The organism is Micrococcaceae bacterium Sec5.7, assembly GCA_039636785.1.
In the GTDB taxonomy this organism is placed as follows: Bacteria; Actinomycetota; Actinomycetes; order Actinomycetales; family Micrococcaceae; genus Arthrobacter.
Genome location: CP144169.1, coordinates 2,735,528 through 2,752,896 on the forward strand (window position 1 = coordinate 2,735,528; position 17,369 = coordinate 2,752,896).

Annotated in this window: 16 protein-coding genes and 3 pseudogenes; 9 read left to right on the plus strand and 10 right to left on the minus strand. The window is 63.2% G+C overall.

Annotated elements, in window-relative coordinates:
- Positions 1 to 83: 83 nt before the first annotated feature.
- Positions 84 to 479: a large conductance mechanosensitive channel protein MscL gene (mscL, locus tag V3C33_12965; protein XAS66405.1), complete on the plus strand. Its 396-nt coding sequence runs from the start codon at positions 84 to 86 to the stop codon at positions 477 to 479.
- Between the two features lie 98 nt (positions 480 to 577).
- Here the strand turns inward: mscL and glmM are convergent, their stop codons facing one another.
- The 5 genes from glmM to V3C33_12990 all read right to left on the minus strand — a co-directional run bounded on the left by glmM (position 578) and on the right by V3C33_12990 (position 4,219).
- Positions 578 to 1,939, minus strand: a complete 1,362-nt coding sequence (glmM, locus tag V3C33_12970; protein XAS66406.1) for a phosphoglucosamine mutase — start codon at positions 1,937 to 1,939, stop codon at positions 578 to 580.
- A 141-nt stretch (positions 1,940 to 2,080) separates the two neighbouring features.
- Positions 2,081 to 2,590, minus strand: a complete 510-nt coding sequence (gene rpsI / locus V3C33_12975; protein XAS66407.1) for a 30S ribosomal protein S9 — start codon at positions 2,588 to 2,590, stop codon at positions 2,081 to 2,083.
- Between the two features lie 34 nt (positions 2,591 to 2,624).
- Positions 2,625 to 3,068 (minus strand): 50S ribosomal protein L13, encoded by a 444-nt coding sequence (gene rplM, locus V3C33_12980; protein XAS69737.1) that lies wholly within the window; start codon positions 3,066 to 3,068, stop codon positions 2,625 to 2,627.
- A 304-nt stretch (positions 3,069 to 3,372) separates the two neighbouring features.
- Complete coding sequence (locus V3C33_12985; protein XAS66408.1) at positions 3,373 to 3,603, minus strand: hypothetical protein; 231 nt, start codon at positions 3,601 to 3,603, stop codon at positions 3,373 to 3,375.
- A gap of 52 nt (positions 3,604 to 3,655) precedes the next feature.
- Positions 3,656 to 4,219, minus strand: coding sequence for a hypothetical protein (locus V3C33_12990; GenBank protein ID XAS66409.1), 564 nt, complete (start codon positions 4,217 to 4,219; stop codon positions 3,656 to 3,658).
- Between the two features lie 216 nt (positions 4,220 to 4,435).
- On the opposite strand from V3C33_12990, the gene V3C33_12995 reads away from it, so the two are divergent.
- A complete protein-coding gene (locus V3C33_12995; GenBank protein ID XAS66410.1) occupies positions 4,436 to 6,109 on the plus strand; it encodes a PAS domain-containing sensor histidine kinase in 1,674 nt (557 codons plus the stop codon).
- Positions 6,110 to 6,138: 29 nt separating this feature from the next.
- Here V3C33_12995 and V3C33_13000 read toward each other — a convergent pair whose 3' ends face one another.
- Positions 6,139 to 6,609, minus strand: coding sequence for an ATP-binding protein (locus tag V3C33_13000; GenBank protein ID XAS66411.1), 471 nt, complete (start codon positions 6,607 to 6,609; stop codon positions 6,139 to 6,141).
- A gap of 249 nt (positions 6,610 to 6,858) precedes the next feature.
- On the opposite strand from V3C33_13000, the pseudogene V3C33_13005 reads away from it, so the two are divergent.
- Positions 6,859 to 7,461, plus strand: a pseudogene (locus V3C33_13005) (type II secretion system F family protein).
- Between the two features lie 129 nt (positions 7,462 to 7,590).
- On the opposite strand, the pseudogene V3C33_13010 reads toward V3C33_13005, so the two are convergent.
- Positions 7,591 to 7,830, minus strand: a pseudogene (locus tag V3C33_13010) (ATP-binding protein).
- Between V3C33_13010 and V3C33_13015 the strand changes: the two are divergent.
- Positions 7,828 to 8,080 (plus strand): annotated as a pseudogene (locus V3C33_13015) (ATP-binding protein). The pseudogenes V3C33_13010 and V3C33_13015 sit on opposite strands and share 3 nt — an antisense overlap.
- Positions 8,081 to 8,231: 151 nt before the next feature.
- Positions 8,232 to 8,666 carry an SRPBCC family protein gene (locus V3C33_13020; protein ID XAS66412.1) on the plus strand — a complete coding sequence of 145 codons (435 nt, stop codon included), beginning with the start codon at positions 8,232 to 8,234 and terminating at the stop codon, positions 8,664 to 8,666.
- A 167-nt stretch (positions 8,667 to 8,833) separates the two neighbouring features.
- Here V3C33_13020 and V3C33_13025 read toward each other — a convergent pair whose 3' ends face one another.
- Both V3C33_13025 and V3C33_13030 read right to left on the minus strand, forming a co-directional pair.
- On the minus strand, positions 8,834 to 9,385 hold the full coding sequence (locus V3C33_13025) for a hypothetical protein (protein ID XAS69826.1): 552 nt from the start codon (positions 9,383 to 9,385) through the stop codon (positions 8,834 to 8,836).
- 1,181 nt (positions 9,386 to 10,566) lie between these two features.
- Positions 10,567 to 11,853 (minus strand): HAMP domain-containing sensor histidine kinase, encoded by a 1,287-nt coding sequence (locus V3C33_13030; protein XAS66413.1) that lies wholly within the window; start codon positions 11,851 to 11,853, stop codon positions 10,567 to 10,569.
- Between the two features lie 111 nt (positions 11,854 to 11,964).
- Here V3C33_13030 and V3C33_13035 point away from each other — a divergent pair, with 111 nt between their 5' ends.
- From V3C33_13035 to V3C33_13050, 4 genes are read left to right on the plus strand one after another with little or no spacing between them, the layout of a single operon-like run.
- Positions 11,965 to 12,558, plus strand: a complete 594-nt coding sequence (locus V3C33_13035) for a hypothetical protein (protein ID XAS66414.1) — start codon at positions 11,965 to 11,967, stop codon at positions 12,556 to 12,558.
- Positions 12,546 to 13,241 carry an ABC transporter ATP-binding protein gene (locus V3C33_13040; protein XAS66415.1) on the plus strand — a complete coding sequence of 232 codons (696 nt, stop codon included), beginning with the start codon at positions 12,546 to 12,548 and terminating at the stop codon, positions 13,239 to 13,241. The genes V3C33_13035 and V3C33_13040 overlap by 13 nt, the downstream gene beginning before the upstream one ends.
- A 2-nt stretch (positions 13,242 to 13,243) precedes the next feature.
- Positions 13,244 to 13,930: an ABC transporter ATP-binding protein gene (locus tag V3C33_13045; GenBank protein XAS66416.1), complete on the plus strand. Its 687-nt coding sequence runs from the start codon at positions 13,244 to 13,246 to the stop codon at positions 13,928 to 13,930.
- Positions 13,927 to 16,584 (plus strand): ABC transporter permease, encoded by a 2,658-nt coding sequence (locus V3C33_13050; GenBank protein ID XAS66417.1) that lies wholly within the window; start codon positions 13,927 to 13,929, stop codon positions 16,582 to 16,584. Before V3C33_13045 ends, V3C33_13050 begins: the two co-directional genes overlap by 4 nt.
- Here V3C33_13050 and V3C33_13055 read toward each other — a convergent pair.
- Entirely contained in the window at positions 16,579 to 17,319 is a 741-nt protein-coding gene (locus V3C33_13055; protein ID XAS66418.1) for a response regulator transcription factor, read from the minus strand. The genes V3C33_13050 and V3C33_13055 overlap by 6 nt on opposite strands.
- Positions 17,320 to 17,369: the final 50 nt, after the last annotated feature.

The window sequence follows — 17,369 nt, forward strand, 5'->3', positions numbered from 1 at the left end:
CTGCTCAACCGGAGCCCGACACACCGTCGGAGAATCACTCCCTTGTCATCCGATGTTAATAAGCGTGCGCTAGCTTGGACCCTATGTTGAGTGGATTTAGAAGTTTTGTCATGAAAGGCAACGTCGTTGACCTTGCCGTAGCCGTTGTCGTTGGTGCTGCTTTCAGCGCCGTCATCAACTCCATCGTTGATGGCCTGCTGACTCCCTTGATTGGCCGGCTGTTCAGCGCCAAGGGCATCGAAGAGATGGCCTGGGAGGGGTTCAAATACGGGTCCGTAGTTTCCGCCATCATCTCGTTCCTGCTGATCGCCGCCGCGATATACTTCGTCGTGGTCATGCCGATGAACCACATGATCGAACGCAGGAACCGCAGGCTGGGCATCAATCAGGATGTCCAGGAAGAGGCCGCCGAAGATCCGCAGATCGCGCTGCTGACCGAGATCCGTGACGCATTGCGTCACGACGCCGCGCGCAGGTAGCTCCACGGATCAAGCTGACGGCGGCCCGGCTCCTGAAGGAGGCGGGCCGCTGTCAATTGTGGCTGTTGGCAGGCGGGACGTCGTGCCCGTTCAGCCGATCAGTCGGAGACCAGCGCGAGGGCAAGCTCGGTCTGGACTACTTCTGCGAGCCGCTCGGCAATGGCCCGGGCCGTCTCGTGGTCTCCGGCCTCCACCATCACGCGCACCACCGGTTCGGTGCCGGAGGGGCGCAGCAGGACACGGCCGGTATCGCCGAGTTCGGCTTCAGCGCGGGCCACCGCGGCGGCCAGCACGACATCGCCGTTGACCCGGGTGCGGTCCACGCCCTTGACGTTGATGAGAACCTGCGGAAGTTTGGTCATCACCGTGGCCAGCTGCTTCAGAGGCCGCCCTGTGAGCGCAACCTGTGCAGCGAGCTGCAGGCCCGTCAGGACGCCGTCGCCGGTGGTGGCGTAATCGGCAAAGATCACGTGGCCGGACTGCTCGCCGCCGAGGTTGAAGCCGCCGTCGCGCATTGCTTCGAGGACGTAGCGGTCCCCCACGGCGGTTTCGCGGAGGCTGATGCCCGCTTCGCGGAGCGCAATCTTGAGGCCGAGGTTGCTCATGACGGTGGCTACCAGGACGTTGTCCTTGAGTTTGCCGGAGGCCTTCAGCGCGACGGCAAGGATGGCCATGATCTGGTCGCCGTCCACTTCGTTGCCTTCATGGTCCACCGCGAGGCAGCGGTCGGCGTCGCCGTCGTGGGCGATCCCCAGGTCTGCCTGGTGTTTGAGCACTGCCGCCTTGAGGGGGCCCAGGTGGGTGGAGCCCACGCCTTCGTTGATGTTGAGGCCGTCCGGTTCCGCGCCGATCAACACAACGTCAGCGCCGGCGTCCTTGAATACCTGGGGCGAACAGCCGCTGGCAGCGCCGTGGGCGCAGTCCAGGACAACCCTGATGCCGTCCAGACGGTGCGGGAGGGTCCCCAGCAGGTGCACGATGTAGCGGTCCTCGGCGTCGGAGAAGCGCTGGATCCGGCCTACGTCGCCGCCGACTGGCCGGACAGGCTCCTTGGCCATCTGTTCCTCGATGGCGTTCTCCACGTCATCCGGGAGCTTCTGCCCACCGCGGGCAAAGAACTTGATGCCGTTGTCAGGCGCGGGGTTGTGGGAGGCGGAGATCATCACGCCGAAGTCGGCGTTCAGATCCGCCACCAGGTAGGCCGCGGCCGGCGTGGGCAGCACACCGGCATCGTAGACGTCGATGCCGGAGCTCGAGAGTCCCGCCTCCACGGCTGCCGCGATGAACTCACCGCTGGCACGCGGATCACGCGCCACCACGGCGCGCGGCCGGGTGCCGTAGGTGTTGCGGTCGTGGCCAAGCACAACGGCGGCAGCCTGGGCCAGCTGCATTGCCAGCTCGGCAGTCAACAGGCCGTTAGCCAGGCCCCGGACACCATCTGTTCCAAATAATCTAGACATCGGGTCAAGCTTAGACGATGGAGGCCGCGAGCCCTGCACTCAGGCGCTGCGGACCGGCTTCACATTACCCACGGCCGCGAACCGATAAACGGCGGAAGCCCGCCCCGCCGGATGGCGGGACGGGCTTCCGTGTAAGCGGGTTTAGCGCTTGGAGTACTGCTGGGCCTTGCGGGCCTTCTTGAGACCGGCCTTCTTGCGCTCGATGACGCGTGCGTCACGGCGAAGGTAGCCGGCAGCCTTGAGGGTGGCGCGGTTGTTCTCGGTGTCGATCTCGTTCAGTGAACGGGCGATGCCGAGGCGCAGTGCACCGGCCTGGCCGGAGATGCCGCCACCGTGGATGCGTGCAATGACGTCGTAGGCGCCGTCAAGATCAAGGATCTTGAAGGGGTCGTTGACATCCTGCTGGTGCAGCTTGTTCGGGAAGTAGTTGGACAGCTCGCGGCCGTTGATGGTCCATTTGCCGGAGCCCGGCACAATGCGGACTCGTGCAACGGCTTCCTTACGGCGGCCAACAGCTGCGCCGGCAACGGTGAGTGCCGGGCGTTCCTTCTTGGGCGCTTCTGCTTCTGCAGCTCCGCTTTCCGAGGTGTAGCTGGTCAGGTTTTCCTCAGCCACAACGGCCTCGGTGGTCAGTTCTTCGTTCTGAGCCACGATTCTCCTTTAAAAAGTTGGTTGGTGGCCAGGACTACTGGGCGACCTGAGTGATTTCAAAAGTCTTGGGCTGCTGGGCTGCGTGGGGGTGCTCGGCACCCTTGTACACCTTCAGCTTGCCCAGCTGCTGAGCAGCGAGGGAGTTCTTGGGGAGCATGCCCTTGATGGCCTTCTCCACGGCGCGGACCGGGTTGGATTCCAGCAGCTCCGCGTAAGTGACGGAGGTCAGGCCGCCCGGGTAGCCGGAGTGGCGGTATGCGCGCTTCTGCTCCAGCTTGGCGCCGGTGAGGGCTACCTTCTCAGCGTTGATGATGATGACGAAGTCGCCCATGTCCATGTGGGACGCAAAGGTGGCCTTGTGCTTGCCGCGCAGCAGGATTGCGGTCTGGCTGGCGAGACGGCCAAGGACAACGTCTGTGGCGTCAATGACGTGCCACTGGCGGTTGATATCGCCGGGCTTCGGGGTGTACGTACGCACGGTTTTTGCCTCGTTCTTGTTCTGGCGTTCTTGTTTAGGTGTCACGTGAGCGTGTGCACCTACTATCTATGCGCTACCGGAACAGAGGTGAGGGCTCCATGTAACCAGTGGTCCCGTAGTCCCGAATGTGCCTGTTGAGTAGTTATCCTGCAACCGGATTCCCAAACGGGCACGCATCATCGAGAAAGGACACGCACAACGACTACCAAGAATAGCCTGAACGGGGCGCCCGGGTCAAAATGGGGTATCCGGATGCGTCCTCCAGCCTGCCGGCCAGTTCCATCAGGGAGTGTCAGTGTCCTTATTAAGCAGCGCCGCAGCCGCCGGACCGCTCTTCATAGCTGTCATCGGGATGTTGGGCGTTCTGCTCGGACTGCTCGCAGAGTTCCTGGTTGCACGTACGCTCCCCCGGCTTGGTGGACTGCCGGCCACAAAGATCAGGATTACGACGGCGGCACTCACCGGAGCGCTCTGCGCCGCCCTTGCCTTCCGCCTTGGGGCCGCCTGGATACTGCCGGCTGGCCAGGATTGACATTGCCCACCATCTGCTGCCGAATCGACTGGTTTTGGCGCTTCTTTTGGCCGGTTTACTGCTGCTCGCAGTCAGCCACCAGGGTTTCCGGAGCTGATTCGAGGACTGGAGGTTCTGCAACAGTAGCGGTCACCTCGTGTTTATACGCGGGTTCCTGGGAGTCCGGGTTAACGGCCCTGCCGTTGACCTGAATCAGACCGTTGTCCCAGAGGTATCCGCTCTTTCGGCTGGCTCCCACCGCCGTTGCGGCTTCTTTTCTGCTGGCTCCGCCCTGGCGCAGGCGCAGGAACTCTTCGCGCTTCTTCACGCCCGGGTGGATGCTTCGGATTCCAGCCGTGCGTGCCCAGCTGACGCACGTCGTCCGGTTCAGGCCAAGATCCCTGGCGGCCACGCTGACACTGCCCATGCGCTCCAAGACGGTGAAGAATTCATCCTTCTGGTCCTTGGTGTGTTTCTGCCCCGCTGTCCTCCCGGTGGAGACAGCCCAGGCGTGCCACGTACTGTGATTGAATCCCAGCTCACGTGCGGCCGCCCCGACATTGCCCAGGCGATCCAAAGTCAGGAAGAACCCGGCCTTCTCCGCCTCCGTGTAGGTCCGATACGGGCGCTTGGGCGGCACCTCGACCGGCGAACCCGACTTTTTCCTTGGGCGTGAATTTTTCTTTGAGGAAGAGCTATTTATTGATGGTGATTCCGTTGGTGTTGCAACTCCCGATTTTGGGGGTGTTGCATCGACCGCTAGAACTCGCCTTTGCCGGGCATAATGGCTTCATGTCACGCCATTCAATTAGTTGGCTCTCCACCGGTACGCCTTATGGCGAGGAGCACGGCCGCCTTGGGTGAGCAGCTCCTGGTCCGGGATGCGGAACGCTATTTCCGTCGGCTTGGTCCGCGAATTCAAGTTGCTCTGTGCCAACTTCCCCTGACGCTAGTCCTGACGGCCCTGACCATTGCGTCGCCGGCAATTTGGCCGGAACTGATCGACAGCACGGCATTTATTGCCGGAATGGTGCTGAGCGGCATCTTGTTTCTTGCCTGTTTCCTTGTTCCTTGGGAACGGCTGCCGGCGAATGCTTATCTCGTAATTCCCGTCCTTGACCTCGTGGTGATCGGGTTGGCTCGCAACGGAGCGGTTCCAGCAATACCGGGGCTCGGGGTCTTGGCCATCTTCCCGGTCATTTGGTTGTCCGCTTCGGGCGCATTCGCACGTACAAGCCTGATCCTGAGCTTTTCCGGGCCCCTGTGCATAACCCTGCCGTCGTTGCTGCCATCGTTTCCGGACGTTTCTGCATCCACCATCGCCCCAGTGATCCTGTTGCCTTTGATGATGCTCTCTGTCTCGCTTGCCATCCGATTCGCCAGCGTCAACGTCCGCGTCCAGCGCCAGCGTTTGGAAAGGAAGGACACCGAACTTCGGGAGTTGCTCGTTGAAAGCAGGAACCGCGAAAGGCTCCTCAAGACGGTTCTGGACACTGTCGACGTCGGGATTGTCGCCGTTGACGCGAACGGCCAGAACCTTCTGGTCAATGATAAGCAGAGACTATTCCTGCAAGCGGCGTCCCCCGAAGGCCCAGGGGCGATGCCGGAGGAATCCGAGCAGTTTCTGTTCGGCCAGGACAGGGTCACTCCGCTGGCAATAGACGAACGCCCCATCCACCGGGCAGCCGCTGGCGAAACTTTCGCGGACTACCTGGTGTGGCTCGGTGAGGGGCCGGGCCGCCGTGCGGTCTCAACCGCCGCCCGGATCATGAAGAACGACGACGACGGCGGGTTCAGCGGGGCGGTGATCATCTACCGTGACGTCTCGGGCCTGGTAGAAGCCCTATCGGCCAAAGAGGAACTGATATCCAACGTCTCGCACGAATTCCGTACCCCGTTGATGTCCGTCCTGGGCAATGTGGATCTGGTGCTAGACGAAGTGGAAGACCTTTCATCCATCGCCGTACAGCGGCTGCAGGTCGTGCAACGCAATGCCGAGCGGTTGCTCTCACTTGTTTCGGATCTGCTCGTGTCAGCATCAACTGTCCTTGCCGTCCACCCGAGGCGGACGGACCTCGCTGGGCTGGTCGAAAGCAGCATCGGTTCCGCCCAGGCGCAGGCCGACGCCACCAACGTGTCGCTTCGTACCGATCTGCCCATACCGCTCTGGGCGCATGCTGACCCGCTGCGGATGTCCCAGGCCCTGGACAACCTCCTGTCCAACGCCATCAAATATTCCCCGGCCGGAGGCATGGTGACCGTCAGCGCGCAGAGAAGCGAGTCCTGGGTCAAACTCAAAGTAGAAGACACAGGCATGGGTATCAGCGCGGAGGAAACGACACGCATCTTTACACGATTCTTCCGGACCAGCGCAGCCCGGCAGTCAGCCATACCGGGCGTCGGACTGGGCCTCTCCATCACCAAGGCCATCGTGGAGCGGCACGGAGGCGTTATCTCCTGCGTCAGCACCCCGGGCCAAGGAAGCACGTTCACTATTACACTGCCGGCTGACGGCGCCACGACCTCCTAAAGGACTACAAAGGTCGGTGCCGGCCCTGCCTAGTCCAGCGGCAGCGTTATTGTCACGCACGTGCCCGTGGCTACCGAAGAACCGACAACCATCTGGCCGCCCGCCAGGCCCACGGCGAGGCGCATGAGGCGCAACCCCATGCCGGAGTTCCTGCCACTGGTTGCTGCCTGCACATCGAAGCCAGCGCCGTCGTCGGTCACTTTGAGCTGGACGGCGTGGCTGACGCAGCCCAGCCGGACCGTCACAGCGGATGCTTCAGCGAATTTGTAGACGTTGCTCAGGAGCTCCTGCGCCGCCCGGTAAAGCAGCATCGCGGACTTTCGGTCCACTTCCATGCCGTGGTGCGGCGTCTCCAGGCGCACCACGATCGCGCGTTCGCGCAACGGAAGAGTCAAACGGTCAATCGCTCCGGCGACTCCAAGAGCATAAAAATCGACCGGATGCGTATCAGTAAGAACGCCGCGGACGGCGACAACTTCGTCGCATAGTAGTGATTTCATGTTCCTACTGTGTGCCTGCGTCCTTGGGATTTTCCTATGCCCTTTCACCAGGAACGGCGGTGCCTCCCCAGTTTGCAGGGGCCATCAGGAGCACAGGAAAACCCTGGCGGTGTCAACGCGTCGTAGCAACTTCGTCATTGAGTAGCCTCGTGAATACTTCCCGTGGGGTGAGGCACCCAAGGACGGCGTGGTCTGACGTTGAGTTCCTCGGCGATGGAGTCCAGATACGGCCGGTGACTGGGGATCACCTCGAAGCCTGCTCTTGCGCTGGTCGGGGCATTACTGGGTCTTCTTCTGAACGGTAGAGCAGTAACACCGCAAAATGTCGGTTTGGGACTCGCGATAACAACCCTCTGCTATTTTGTCCCGGATCTGCTGATATACAACAAGGGCATCAAACGCCAGGCAACGATCGAGCTGGATTTGCCGAGCACACTGGATCAGATGCTGATCTCGGTGGAGGCAGGGCTTGGCTTTGAAGCTGCCATGGCACGGGCAGCCGAATATGGTGGCGGACCCTTGGCGCAGGAACTGATGCGAACCCTCCAGGACATCCAGGTTGGGCGTCCGCGGCAAGAGTCTTATGAAGCGCTGGCAGCACGGTCTTCCGTGCAGGATCTCCGAAGCTTTGTGCGGGCTGTTGTGCAGGCCGACAGGTATGGAATCGGCATAGCGAAAGTCCTCCGGACGCAGGCGAAAGCCGCCCGTGTCAAGCGCAGGCAGCGGGCTGAAGAAAAGGCGATGAAACTGCCGGTGAAGGTGCTGTTTCCACTGCTCGTGTTCATCTTCCCAGTGCTATTCATCGTGCTCCTTGGCCCTGCAGTCATCAACATCATGGAAATGTTCAGCTGAACGTCACGGCGCCCCAAAGACCGGCTCTCCTCGGCCCCCAGAACCGAGGAGGGCCGCTTTGCGGGAATAGCAAGTTGATTTCTCCCCGGGTTCGCCGCTTGTTTTGGCCCCACCCGGTTGGTGTTCCGGTCAGATTTGCCGGGACTTGTTGTTGATGGTCTGCTGGGTGGTTTTCAGCCGGTAGGAATCGGTGCCGGTGTTGATGATGTGGACGCGGAAGGTCAGCCGGTCCACGATCGCGGCACAGAGGCGCGGGTCGGTGAACGTCTGGCCCCACTCGCTGAACGGCGCGTTGCTTGCGCAGGCTATGGACGCCCGTTCTTCCCTGGCCGTGATCTGGAACAAAAGCTCGGCGCCGTGGGTCTCGAGCTTGGCTATATGGAACTGGACCGCCGCCGCGCCGAACTCCTCTTCCAGGTCCTTACCAAACGCGAAGAGAAAAACTCCATCGCCATCGCAAGCAACGAATCCTTCTCCAGTTGGCTGGACCAAAACCTTCACCGACCCACGCCTCTGTGCCGCGATCGTGGACCGTCTGACCTTCAACGGTGCCATCATCGAAACCGGCACCGACTCCTACCGCCTCGCCCACACCATCGCCCAACAAACCGCAAGCTAGGCCCTCCGGAGCGGAGGTTGTTGACGGCGTCACGGGCCCGGCGTAGCTTCGGAAGCGGGACCACGTTCGCAGCGGTGATGCCCCTCAAGGAGACGCAGATGATCCCGAAGCCAGAACTGCCCGCTTCGACAAGCGAATGGGCGCTCAAGCCATGATCCGCAGCCGGTCCACCGTTGTGATCAACCGCCCCGTCGGTGAAGTCTTCGCGTACATGGCCGATTTCGAACGCCTGCCCGAGCACGAACCGTGGGTGGAGAAGGCGTGGCGGACGTCGGACGGACCCGTCGGCGTGGGAAGCACATGGTGCCACATCCGCGTCATGGGCCGGCGCAGGTTCGAGGCTCCCATCGAGATTGTTGAGTACGAGCCAGAGCGGAGACTCGCGATCAAGAGCGGTAACGGGCCGGTCGATGTAGTGGCCACGCAGACCTTCGAGGGGCACGGCGCCAGCACCACTGTCACCGAGGTTCTCGAAATGCACGTGAGTGGCTTCACCCGGCTGTTCGAGCCGATCATCAGACGGCAATCCCGGGGCCAGGTCCGCGAAGTCCACCAACGAATCAAGCGGCTGCTCGAAGAGTCCTAGCTAGAACGGGCGGTCCTGGTTCAAACTGTCACGACGGTCCTGAACCAAATTCATGTTCAAACTCTTCAGGGAGTAGATTCGCCCGATCCATGAGAGGCAGAGCCCCTGCGATGGCGCACTGCCAGATACCTTCCGGCGGTTGCAAGGGCAGGGACGGCCAGGAACACTTACCGACGGTGACGGGGCGGCCGGTGATGACGCGGTGGCCGTCTTTGACATCGCAGGCGGCCATATACCCGTTCAGCCGGGGCCAAGGTACCGAACTCCGGAACTGGGGTCAGCCAGCGGCGGCGGAACCTGCCGACTTCGCCTTCAACGCCGCCCTTTTCATGGGCGCCGTCGATGCCTGGCAAGCAGAAGAAGGAGTCGAACCCGTAGTGGGAGCGCAGGGCGATGAAGCGTTCGTTTTCCAGCCGTTCCCGGCCCAGGATCACGGTGATGACCGCGGGTTTGAGGTTGGCGTGGGCGACCGTGGACTCGGCATCCACGGCGCCGTGTTCATCGACCAGCCGCTGCCAGATCCGGCGGGCCGTGTGACGCTGTTTGCGCGGGGCCGCCTGATCTGCGACCAGCCACGACCGGATGGTTTCCTCCCAGGGCCCCAGCTTCGGAGCCTTCCGCACGGGCGTCTTCCGTGCCGGCGGCGTGGCCTCTGCCAGCGCGGCCCGGACAGTGCGGCAGTGGACGCCGTGCACCCGTGCCAGCTCTCTGACCGCCATATCTTTATCCCTCGCATCAAGGCGGATACGCTCGAATTGCTTCACTCTCGATCTCTCTTTCAATCGCGTTCCGATCTCTTCGTCTTGGTGGACAAAAGAACGCTACGTGCGGGTCGAGGGTGGGGCCACTTCAAACGGCTAAAAGTCCCCGAAGTGGGGCCATTTCAGAGTGCCATACCCAGCTTTGTGTCCAGGACACCCTGGGTCGTCCGCAACGCTCCTGGATCCCCACCCGTCGAACGGCCCGGCGTCGCGACTCCCGCAGTCAGCTACCTGGACCTTCCAATTTTTTCCTCCGGTTGGTTGTCGTATTGAGCGCTGCGCGGCATCCGAGGCAAGGGTGCCACCGCGCCAGTTGTTGCCCCGGAGTCGAGCCCCGCCCGCTCACTATCCGTGCAATGGCGCAGGCCGCTGGTCAGAAACCGAGTATTCCCCCTCGAGTGACGAGTATCCGGCCAAAAGGGGTGCCCAAAACTCGAGTATCACTACGTATTGTTGCCCTCAGGCGCTGGTGTAATTCTTTACCTGACGAAGCTCCTGCGGCTAAGGGGGAACCTGATCGCAGCGGGAGCTTTGTCTGCCACCCCGGACGCGATGACCCTTTATGATCCGGTCGCTCGACTGAATGGCCGGGTGGGGTGGGGGCCAGGCTTAACAACCGTAGATCGATGTCCTCGACACATGTCTCATCGCCAGCGGCGGCGGAACCGACACAGGGGTGTGGCCCACCGGCCTTGTTGCGGATGGACCACACCTAATTGTGGTCCACCGGCCTTGTTGCGGATGGACCACACCTATTTATGGCTGATCCACCTGCCGACTATGGCAGTTTGGTTGGACAAGGCTTTGGCGGTCTGACTTGGAGTCCACCCGCGACTCGCCGGGGCGTTTAGGGATCAAGGGCGGTCATTTCACAGCCCTGTTGGCGACCCGGTGCGGGTGCCCACGAACCTCGCCGGTTTGGGACCTCAAATATATTGGGAAAGCTACTTGACCTCTCAAGTGTCATGTAGTATGCGTTCCAGCACTACAGGGGAGGTCTGGTGTGTGGGTGCCTGGGGGCACCGCGACAAAGCCGGGTCTGGTGGCCGCGCCTACGCGCCCAGGGATCCGCCCGGCTGTGGATATGACTGATCGGATTTCATATTTAATTCCCGATCCGACTATAGGCGTCATATGAGCTAGCGGGCCAATTCTGACCGAAGTGGAAGAAGAAGAGTAAACCGTGTCAGCGGGGTCCTCTGGGAAAGCAGAAGCCGTCCACCCTGGTCCTCGGCGAGCCGGCGGGCCAGGGCGAGGCCCATTCCGCTGCCGCCGTCGCCGGAAACCCCGCGCAGGAAGATGCTGTCATCAGCCACGTCCCCTCCGTTGTCGGCAACGTCGACGGCCAGCGCCTCGCCGGTCAATCTGGCAGAAACGGTTACAGGTCCTTGGCCATGCTTGAGGGCGTTTTCAAGCAGGACGTCCAGAATCTGTCGGATCGCCGAAGGGGCGACGGCTGTGCCTGGCAGGCCAGCGTCAATTCTTATGCGCAGCGGGCGGGACTGTGCGGCCAGCCTGCCATTCCAAGCGGACACGGCGCCCTCCACGAGGGGAGCGATGACGACCTCCGGTACTGATGGGGCATTCCCCCGGGTTAGTGCGATCACTTCCTCGATTGTCGAATCCAGCCGGTCGGCGTGAGTGACCGCAATCTCGGCGGCGGCCCGTAGACCAGCTTCGGGCCCCGCCAGCGCAACCTCAAGGACAGCGCGCAGCCCGGCCAGCGGGGTCCGCAGCTGGTGGGAGACGTTAGCAGCGAGCATCCGTTCGCGGGTCACGAGATCTTCAAGGCTGACGGCCGCGGTTTGCAGTGCCTGCCCTGCTTGGTCGAGCTCTCCGATTCCTGTCGAGGCCAGTTGCACATTAAAGTCTCCGTTCCCCAGCCGCACCGACGCATCCGCTAATTGCTCAACGGGCGTGCTGATCTGGCGCGCTGACCTTCGCGCCACGAGCCAGGCCGCGAAGACGGCAAGCATGCCTGCCAGCAGCAGACCTGCCCAGGCGGGGGCAACACGCTGCCACACCGAGCTGACTGCCGTGGCCGCCCGGACCGCGCCCGTAGTTTTTTCGCTGGCGGAAACCGGAACGACGCTGACGAGCCAGCCGTCACTGTCCTGGCCGTTTGACAGGCCGAGGGTGCCGGCAGTTTCACCATCTGCGGTGCGGGGTCCGGTGCCGGCCAGCAGGCGGCCGGCACCGTCATAAAGCCCCAGTTCCACCCCTGCAGGGGCCGCCGGCAATTCGGGCGGGTCACGGACCGAGAAATTCGAGTCGACCACGAGCGCTGCGTTGAGGGCTTCACGCTCGAGGGCGGCCCGCTCATGCTCCACATCAAGGCTTAGCACCGCTATGGCCAGCGGCACAAGAAACAGCAGCAAGGCCAGCACAGCGCTGGCCACCGCGGCCCCGACTATTCGTCGTCTCACGTCCGCCTCTGCGGGATTACATACTTTGCCATCCACTTACCTTCGGATTGCCTTGCGTTAACCGCGGCCTTCGTACGCTGAAGTCAGACGAAATCCCTACCGGAGGTCCTCATGCCAACTCATCGTACTGCCGCCATGGCGCTTGCGGCTTCCTTGACCGTAGTGATCGGTGTTGCGGCCTGTTCCTCCCCTGCTCAACCAGGCATCGCGGCGTCATCCTCAGCCATAGAGGCAAACCAAGGCGGGGATATTCCCGATAATCAGGCCTTCATCACGGTCAAGGCCGCCTCGGGGGCCTTTGACGTTCAGGTACCCGAGGGATGGGCGGAGACCCGACGCGGAACCTCCATCAGTTTCACTGACAAGCTCAACAGTGTTGCCCTTGATCAGAGCGCCGCTCGGGCCGCACCCACTGTCCAGTCCGTTGCCTCGCGGGACGTATCGCAGCTTCTAAAATCTGCACCCAATTTTGTCTTGAAGGATGTCACAACGTTCACACGCGCTGGCGGCAGCGGCGTGCGGATGAGGTACACGGCTGATTCAGTCCCGGATCCCGTGACGCACAAGACCGTCCAGGAGGCCGTGGAGCGGTACCTGTTCTGGAGCCAAGGGAGACTCGCTGTACTGACCCTCGCCAGCCCGGACGGCACCGACAACGTCGATCCGTGGGCCAAAGTCAGCGGATCGTTCCGATGGCTTCACTAGTCAACGTGCTGCCGCCGGTGCTCGAAGTCCGGGACCTGTACCGCTTCTTCCGCAACGGCGAGGAAGAGACACTCGCCCTCCGCGGAGTTACGGTACGTGTGCTCGCGGGCGAGGTCGTCGCCGTCGTCGGGCCGTCCGGTTCGGGAAAGTCCACCCTGCTGGCCTGCGCAGCCGGACTCGACGAGCCGGAAGGGGGAAGTGTGCGGATCCTGGGCCAACGGATGAATTCGCGACCGGAATCCGAACGTGTGGCGCTACGGGCAAAGCACGTCGGAGTCCTTTTCCAGTCCGAGAATCTGTTCGCCCACCTGACCGTGGCCCAGAATGTCGCCTTGGTGCGACGGCTTTCCCGCAAGCAACCGGAACCGCCCTTGGACATCCTCGAATCCGTGGGCCTCCTTGCCCGCGCGAACGCTTACCCGTCCGAGCTCTCCGGTGGCGAAGCAGCCCGTGCCGGGCTCGCCGTGGCCCTGGCCAACGATCCGGTGCTTTTGCTGGCGGATGAACCCACCGGGGAACTCGATGTCGACGCCGGGCTGCGCCTTCTGCAGCTGCTACGGCAATACGCCGACAGCGGGTGCGCCGTTCTGGTGGTCACGCACAGCCCCGACGTTGTCGCAGCCGCAGACCGGGTCGTCCGCCTGGCCGATGGCCTGGTTCAGGAACCTGGCCGGGAGGCATGACCGTGACCGCAGCAGACGCCCAATTAATTCGTTGCCGCCAGGTCGGCCACACCTTTGGCACCGGCTCCAACGCAGTCGTGGCAGTCCATGATGCCACTTTCGATATACCCCCGCGTGCCCGGATCGCGCTGATGGGGCCGTCCGGCTCAGGCAAATCCACGCTGCTTCACATGCTGGCGCAACTTGAGATGCCGACGTCCGGCACCATGACGGGATCCATATTCCAAGCGCGGAACAGACCGGGCCCGGACACGATCGGCCTCGTCTTTCAAAGCCCGAGCCTGATACCCGCCCTGGACGTCCTGGAAAATGTGGCCCTGCCGCTGATCTTTGCCGGCGCCTCTGACACACAGGCCCGCAACGCCGCTCACGGCGCCCTGGAACTTCTCGGCCTGGGCTGGCTGATGCACAAACTGCCGGAGGAACTCTCGGGCGGGCAGGCCCAACGGGCCGCCATCGCCCGCGTTCTGGCCTGCCAGCCGCGTCTGATCCTGGCCGACGAACCAACGGGGCAACTCGATCATGCCACGGGCCATTCCGTCCTCAAGGTCCTGCTCCAAGCCGCGGACACCCTCGGCGCGGCCGTTCTGATAGCAACACACGATCCAGTCGTCGCCGGCCTGCTTGAGGAAGTGTGGCATATGAAGGACGGCGCCCTTGAGCGTTCTCTGGAACAGGGCAGATCGTGACCTGGATCTGGCTTCGCGGGCTGCTCAGCCGCCGCAGGGGAAGGCTGCTGGCGACAGCAGCCGGGGTGGCCGTCGCTGTGGCCCTGACGGCGAGCCTGGGTTCCTTCCTGTCGGCAGCCCAGGGATCCATGACCGCCCGGGCGGCGGCGGGTGTAGCCGCGGACTGGCAGGTTGAACTCAGCCAGGGCGCGAACGAGGCATCCGCCCTGACAAAAATCGCGGCCGCGCCCGGAATCGCCAAGGCGCTGCCCGTCGGATTCGCCAAGGCGGCGGGCCTCCAGGCCACGAATGCCGGCTCCACCCAGACCACCGGCCCGGGCGTCGTTCTGGGGCTACCAGAGGGTTACCTGTCCGCGTTCCCGGCCCAGGTGCGGCCCCTGACCGGTTCGCGCGGCGGCGTCCTCGTGGCACAACAGACCGCTTCCAACCTGCACGTCGGTCCAGGTGACCGGCTGTCCATTCAGCTCGCCGGGGGCCGATCCGTGACAGTGACCGTGGACGGCGTCGTGGATCTGCCACAGGCAAATTCGCTGTTTCAAACCGTAGGAGCGCCATCCCAGTCGCAGCCCGCAGCGCCGCCTGACAACGTCGTCCTGCTGCCTGCCTCCACCTTTTCCGAGGTCAGGTCGGCACTGTCGGCGACACGGCCAGACCTGTTGGCCACGCAGATCCATGTGGCAAGGTCCCATAGCCTTCCTGCTTCCCCGGCAGACGCCTTCGTCTCCGTCAGCGGAGCAGCCCATAACTTGGAGGCAGCGCTGGCAGGAACCGGCAAAGTAGGCGATAACCTGGGCGCAGCCCTGGACGCGGCCCGCAGCGACGCCGGCTATTCCAACATACTCTTTCTGTTCCTGGGCCTGCCCGGTGCCGTACTGGCCGGCATCCTTACCGTCAGCTTCGCCAAGGCGGGGACCCTGCGCCGCCGCCGTGAACAAGCTCTCCTTCGCACCCGAGGTGCCACAGCGGCTCAGATCATACGGATGGCGGTTATCGAAGCTGCTCTGGTCGGAACCGTAGGCGGCCTCGCCGGTCTCGCCGGGGCAGCAATCCTTGGCGCCGTCTCCTTTGGATCGTCCGGATTCGGTGCATCGTCGACCAGCGCCATTCTGTGGCCCGCTGCCGCATTCGCCGGAGGGCTCATAATCGCCGGCATGGCCTTGGTCGGACCGGCCGTCGGGGACTTCCGTGAAAGCACAGTCTCCGCCGCCCGCAAGCAGATCCGGCGCGAGCATTCGCCACGGTGGATGCGCTTCGGCCTGGATCTCGTTGCTCTCACGCTGGCTTTGGCGGTCTTTCTGGCCACGACGCAGTCAGGCTACACGCTGGTGCTGGCACCGGAGGGTGTCGCCTCTATCTCTGTCAACTACTGGGCGTTCCTGGGTCCGGCACTTTTGTGGGTTGGGGCAGGGCTTGCGATCCGGCGCGCAGTGGACTTCCTCCTGCGCCGCAGGTCGGCCGTCTCCCGGCTCATCAGACCGTTGGCCGGGCGCCTTGCTCCCACGGCTGCCGCCAGCATGTTCCGGCAGCGCTCATTGATCGCCCAGTCAGTTGTGGTGCTTGCCCTGGCCCTCGCGTTCGCAGCCTCGACAGCAATCTTCAACGCCACGTATCAACAACAGGCCGAGGTAGACGCGCGGCTGACCAACGGAGCGGATGTGGCCGTTTCCGCGCCTCCGGCCGGAAATCTTGACGCCAAAATACTTCAGGCTGTCTCCGCCGTGCCCGGAGTTGTGTCCGTCGAGCCATTACAGCATCGCTTCGCCTTTGTCGGCACTGATCTTCAGGACATCTATGGAGTACATGCCCAAACCATCGCCCAGGCCACGTCCTTGCAGGATGCCTACTTCCAAGGCGGCACAGCAACGGACATGATGCACCGCCTGGCCGCTTCCCCGGATGCCGTTCTGGTCAGCGCGGAAACCGTGAAGGATTTCCAGCTGCAAATCGGTGACACGGTGACGTTGCGGCTGCAGGACGCCAAGACCAAGAAGTTCATCCCATTGGACTTCCGGTATGCGGGGACCGTCAGTGAATTTCCCACTGCCCCGAAGGATAGCTTCCTTGTAGTCAATGCCGACTACCTGTCCGCGCAGACGCACAACGTCGCCGCGAACATCGTTCTGGTCAACACCGGCGGCCAGAATGTTTCCGGCGTAACTTCAGCGATCTCAGGAAAGCTCGGGCCCACCGTGGCCGTGACGGGAATCGACAGCGTGAGATCCTCGGTCGGCTCCAGCCTGACCTCGGTCGACCTTGCCGGCCTGACCCGCCTGGAGCTCAGCTTCGCGCTGGTCCTGGCGTGCGCGGCAGGCGGGCTGCTCATGGCCCTCGGGCTCGTCGAACGCCGCCGTACGTTCGCCATTGCCACGGTACTCGGCGCCACCCGGGGCCAGCTCCGTGGGCTTATCCTCAGTGAAGGTGCCGTGGTAACCGTTGCCGGAGTTGTAGCCGGCGCACTGAGCGGATGGGCGCTCTCCCAGATGCTCGTCGCGGTGCTCTCCGGAGTATTTGACCCACCGCCCGCCGGCCCGGCCGTGCCCGGACCTTACCTGGCGCTGCTACTGCTGGTGACTACGGGAGGTATCCTGGCGGCTGACCTGCTCGTCTTCCGGCGGCAGCGGCGCCCCGCCGTCGAGCTGCTGCGGGAGCTATAGCAATCCCGCTCCGCCCGGAGGGAGTGGACCCGTCCACGGGGCGGCGTCCAGTCGATACCCCCGCCCCCGCAGCGTTCGGATCACCGGAACCGCATTGTTACCCGCGTCCGCTCGCGCGAGTTTCTGCCGCAGGGATGTCATGTGGACATCGAGTGTCTTGGTCGAACCAAACCAGTTGGCGTCCCAGACTTCGGACATGAGAGTTTCCCGGCTCACAACCTGTCCGGGTTCACGACCAAGACGGAGCAGCAAATCAAACTCACGCGCCCGCAGCGGAACCTCCACTCCGTTGACCATCGCCCGCCTGGCGCCGCCATCCACCGTCAGAGTTCCCAGCATGATTAACGACGTCGGTGCGCTAGCGGCGGATCCGGCCGAACGGCGCAGATGCGCCCGGACCCTCGCCTGAAGCTCAATGAGCTTGAACGGCTTTGTCAAGTAGTCATCCGCCCCTGACTCCAGGCCCGAAACCACGTCCATTGACTGCTGCCGCGCGGTCAGCACAACGATAACCGCGTCGGGCAGGAGGCCGCGCAGCTCCCTACAGACAGCGAAGCCATCGAGGTCCGGCAATCCAAGGTCCAACAGCACCAGGTCAGCGCCCGTTTCAGCCGCGACGGCCAGCCCGCCGTAACCGGTCGGCTCCAATTGAACGCCGTAGCCGCTAGCTCCAAGCGCAGACAGAAGCGTCGCTCCGATTGTCGCGTCATCCTCGATGACCAGGATTCGGGACATACTCAAAGTCTAAGCGCGCACTGCGCCGCCGACGCAGCATGGTTCTCCGC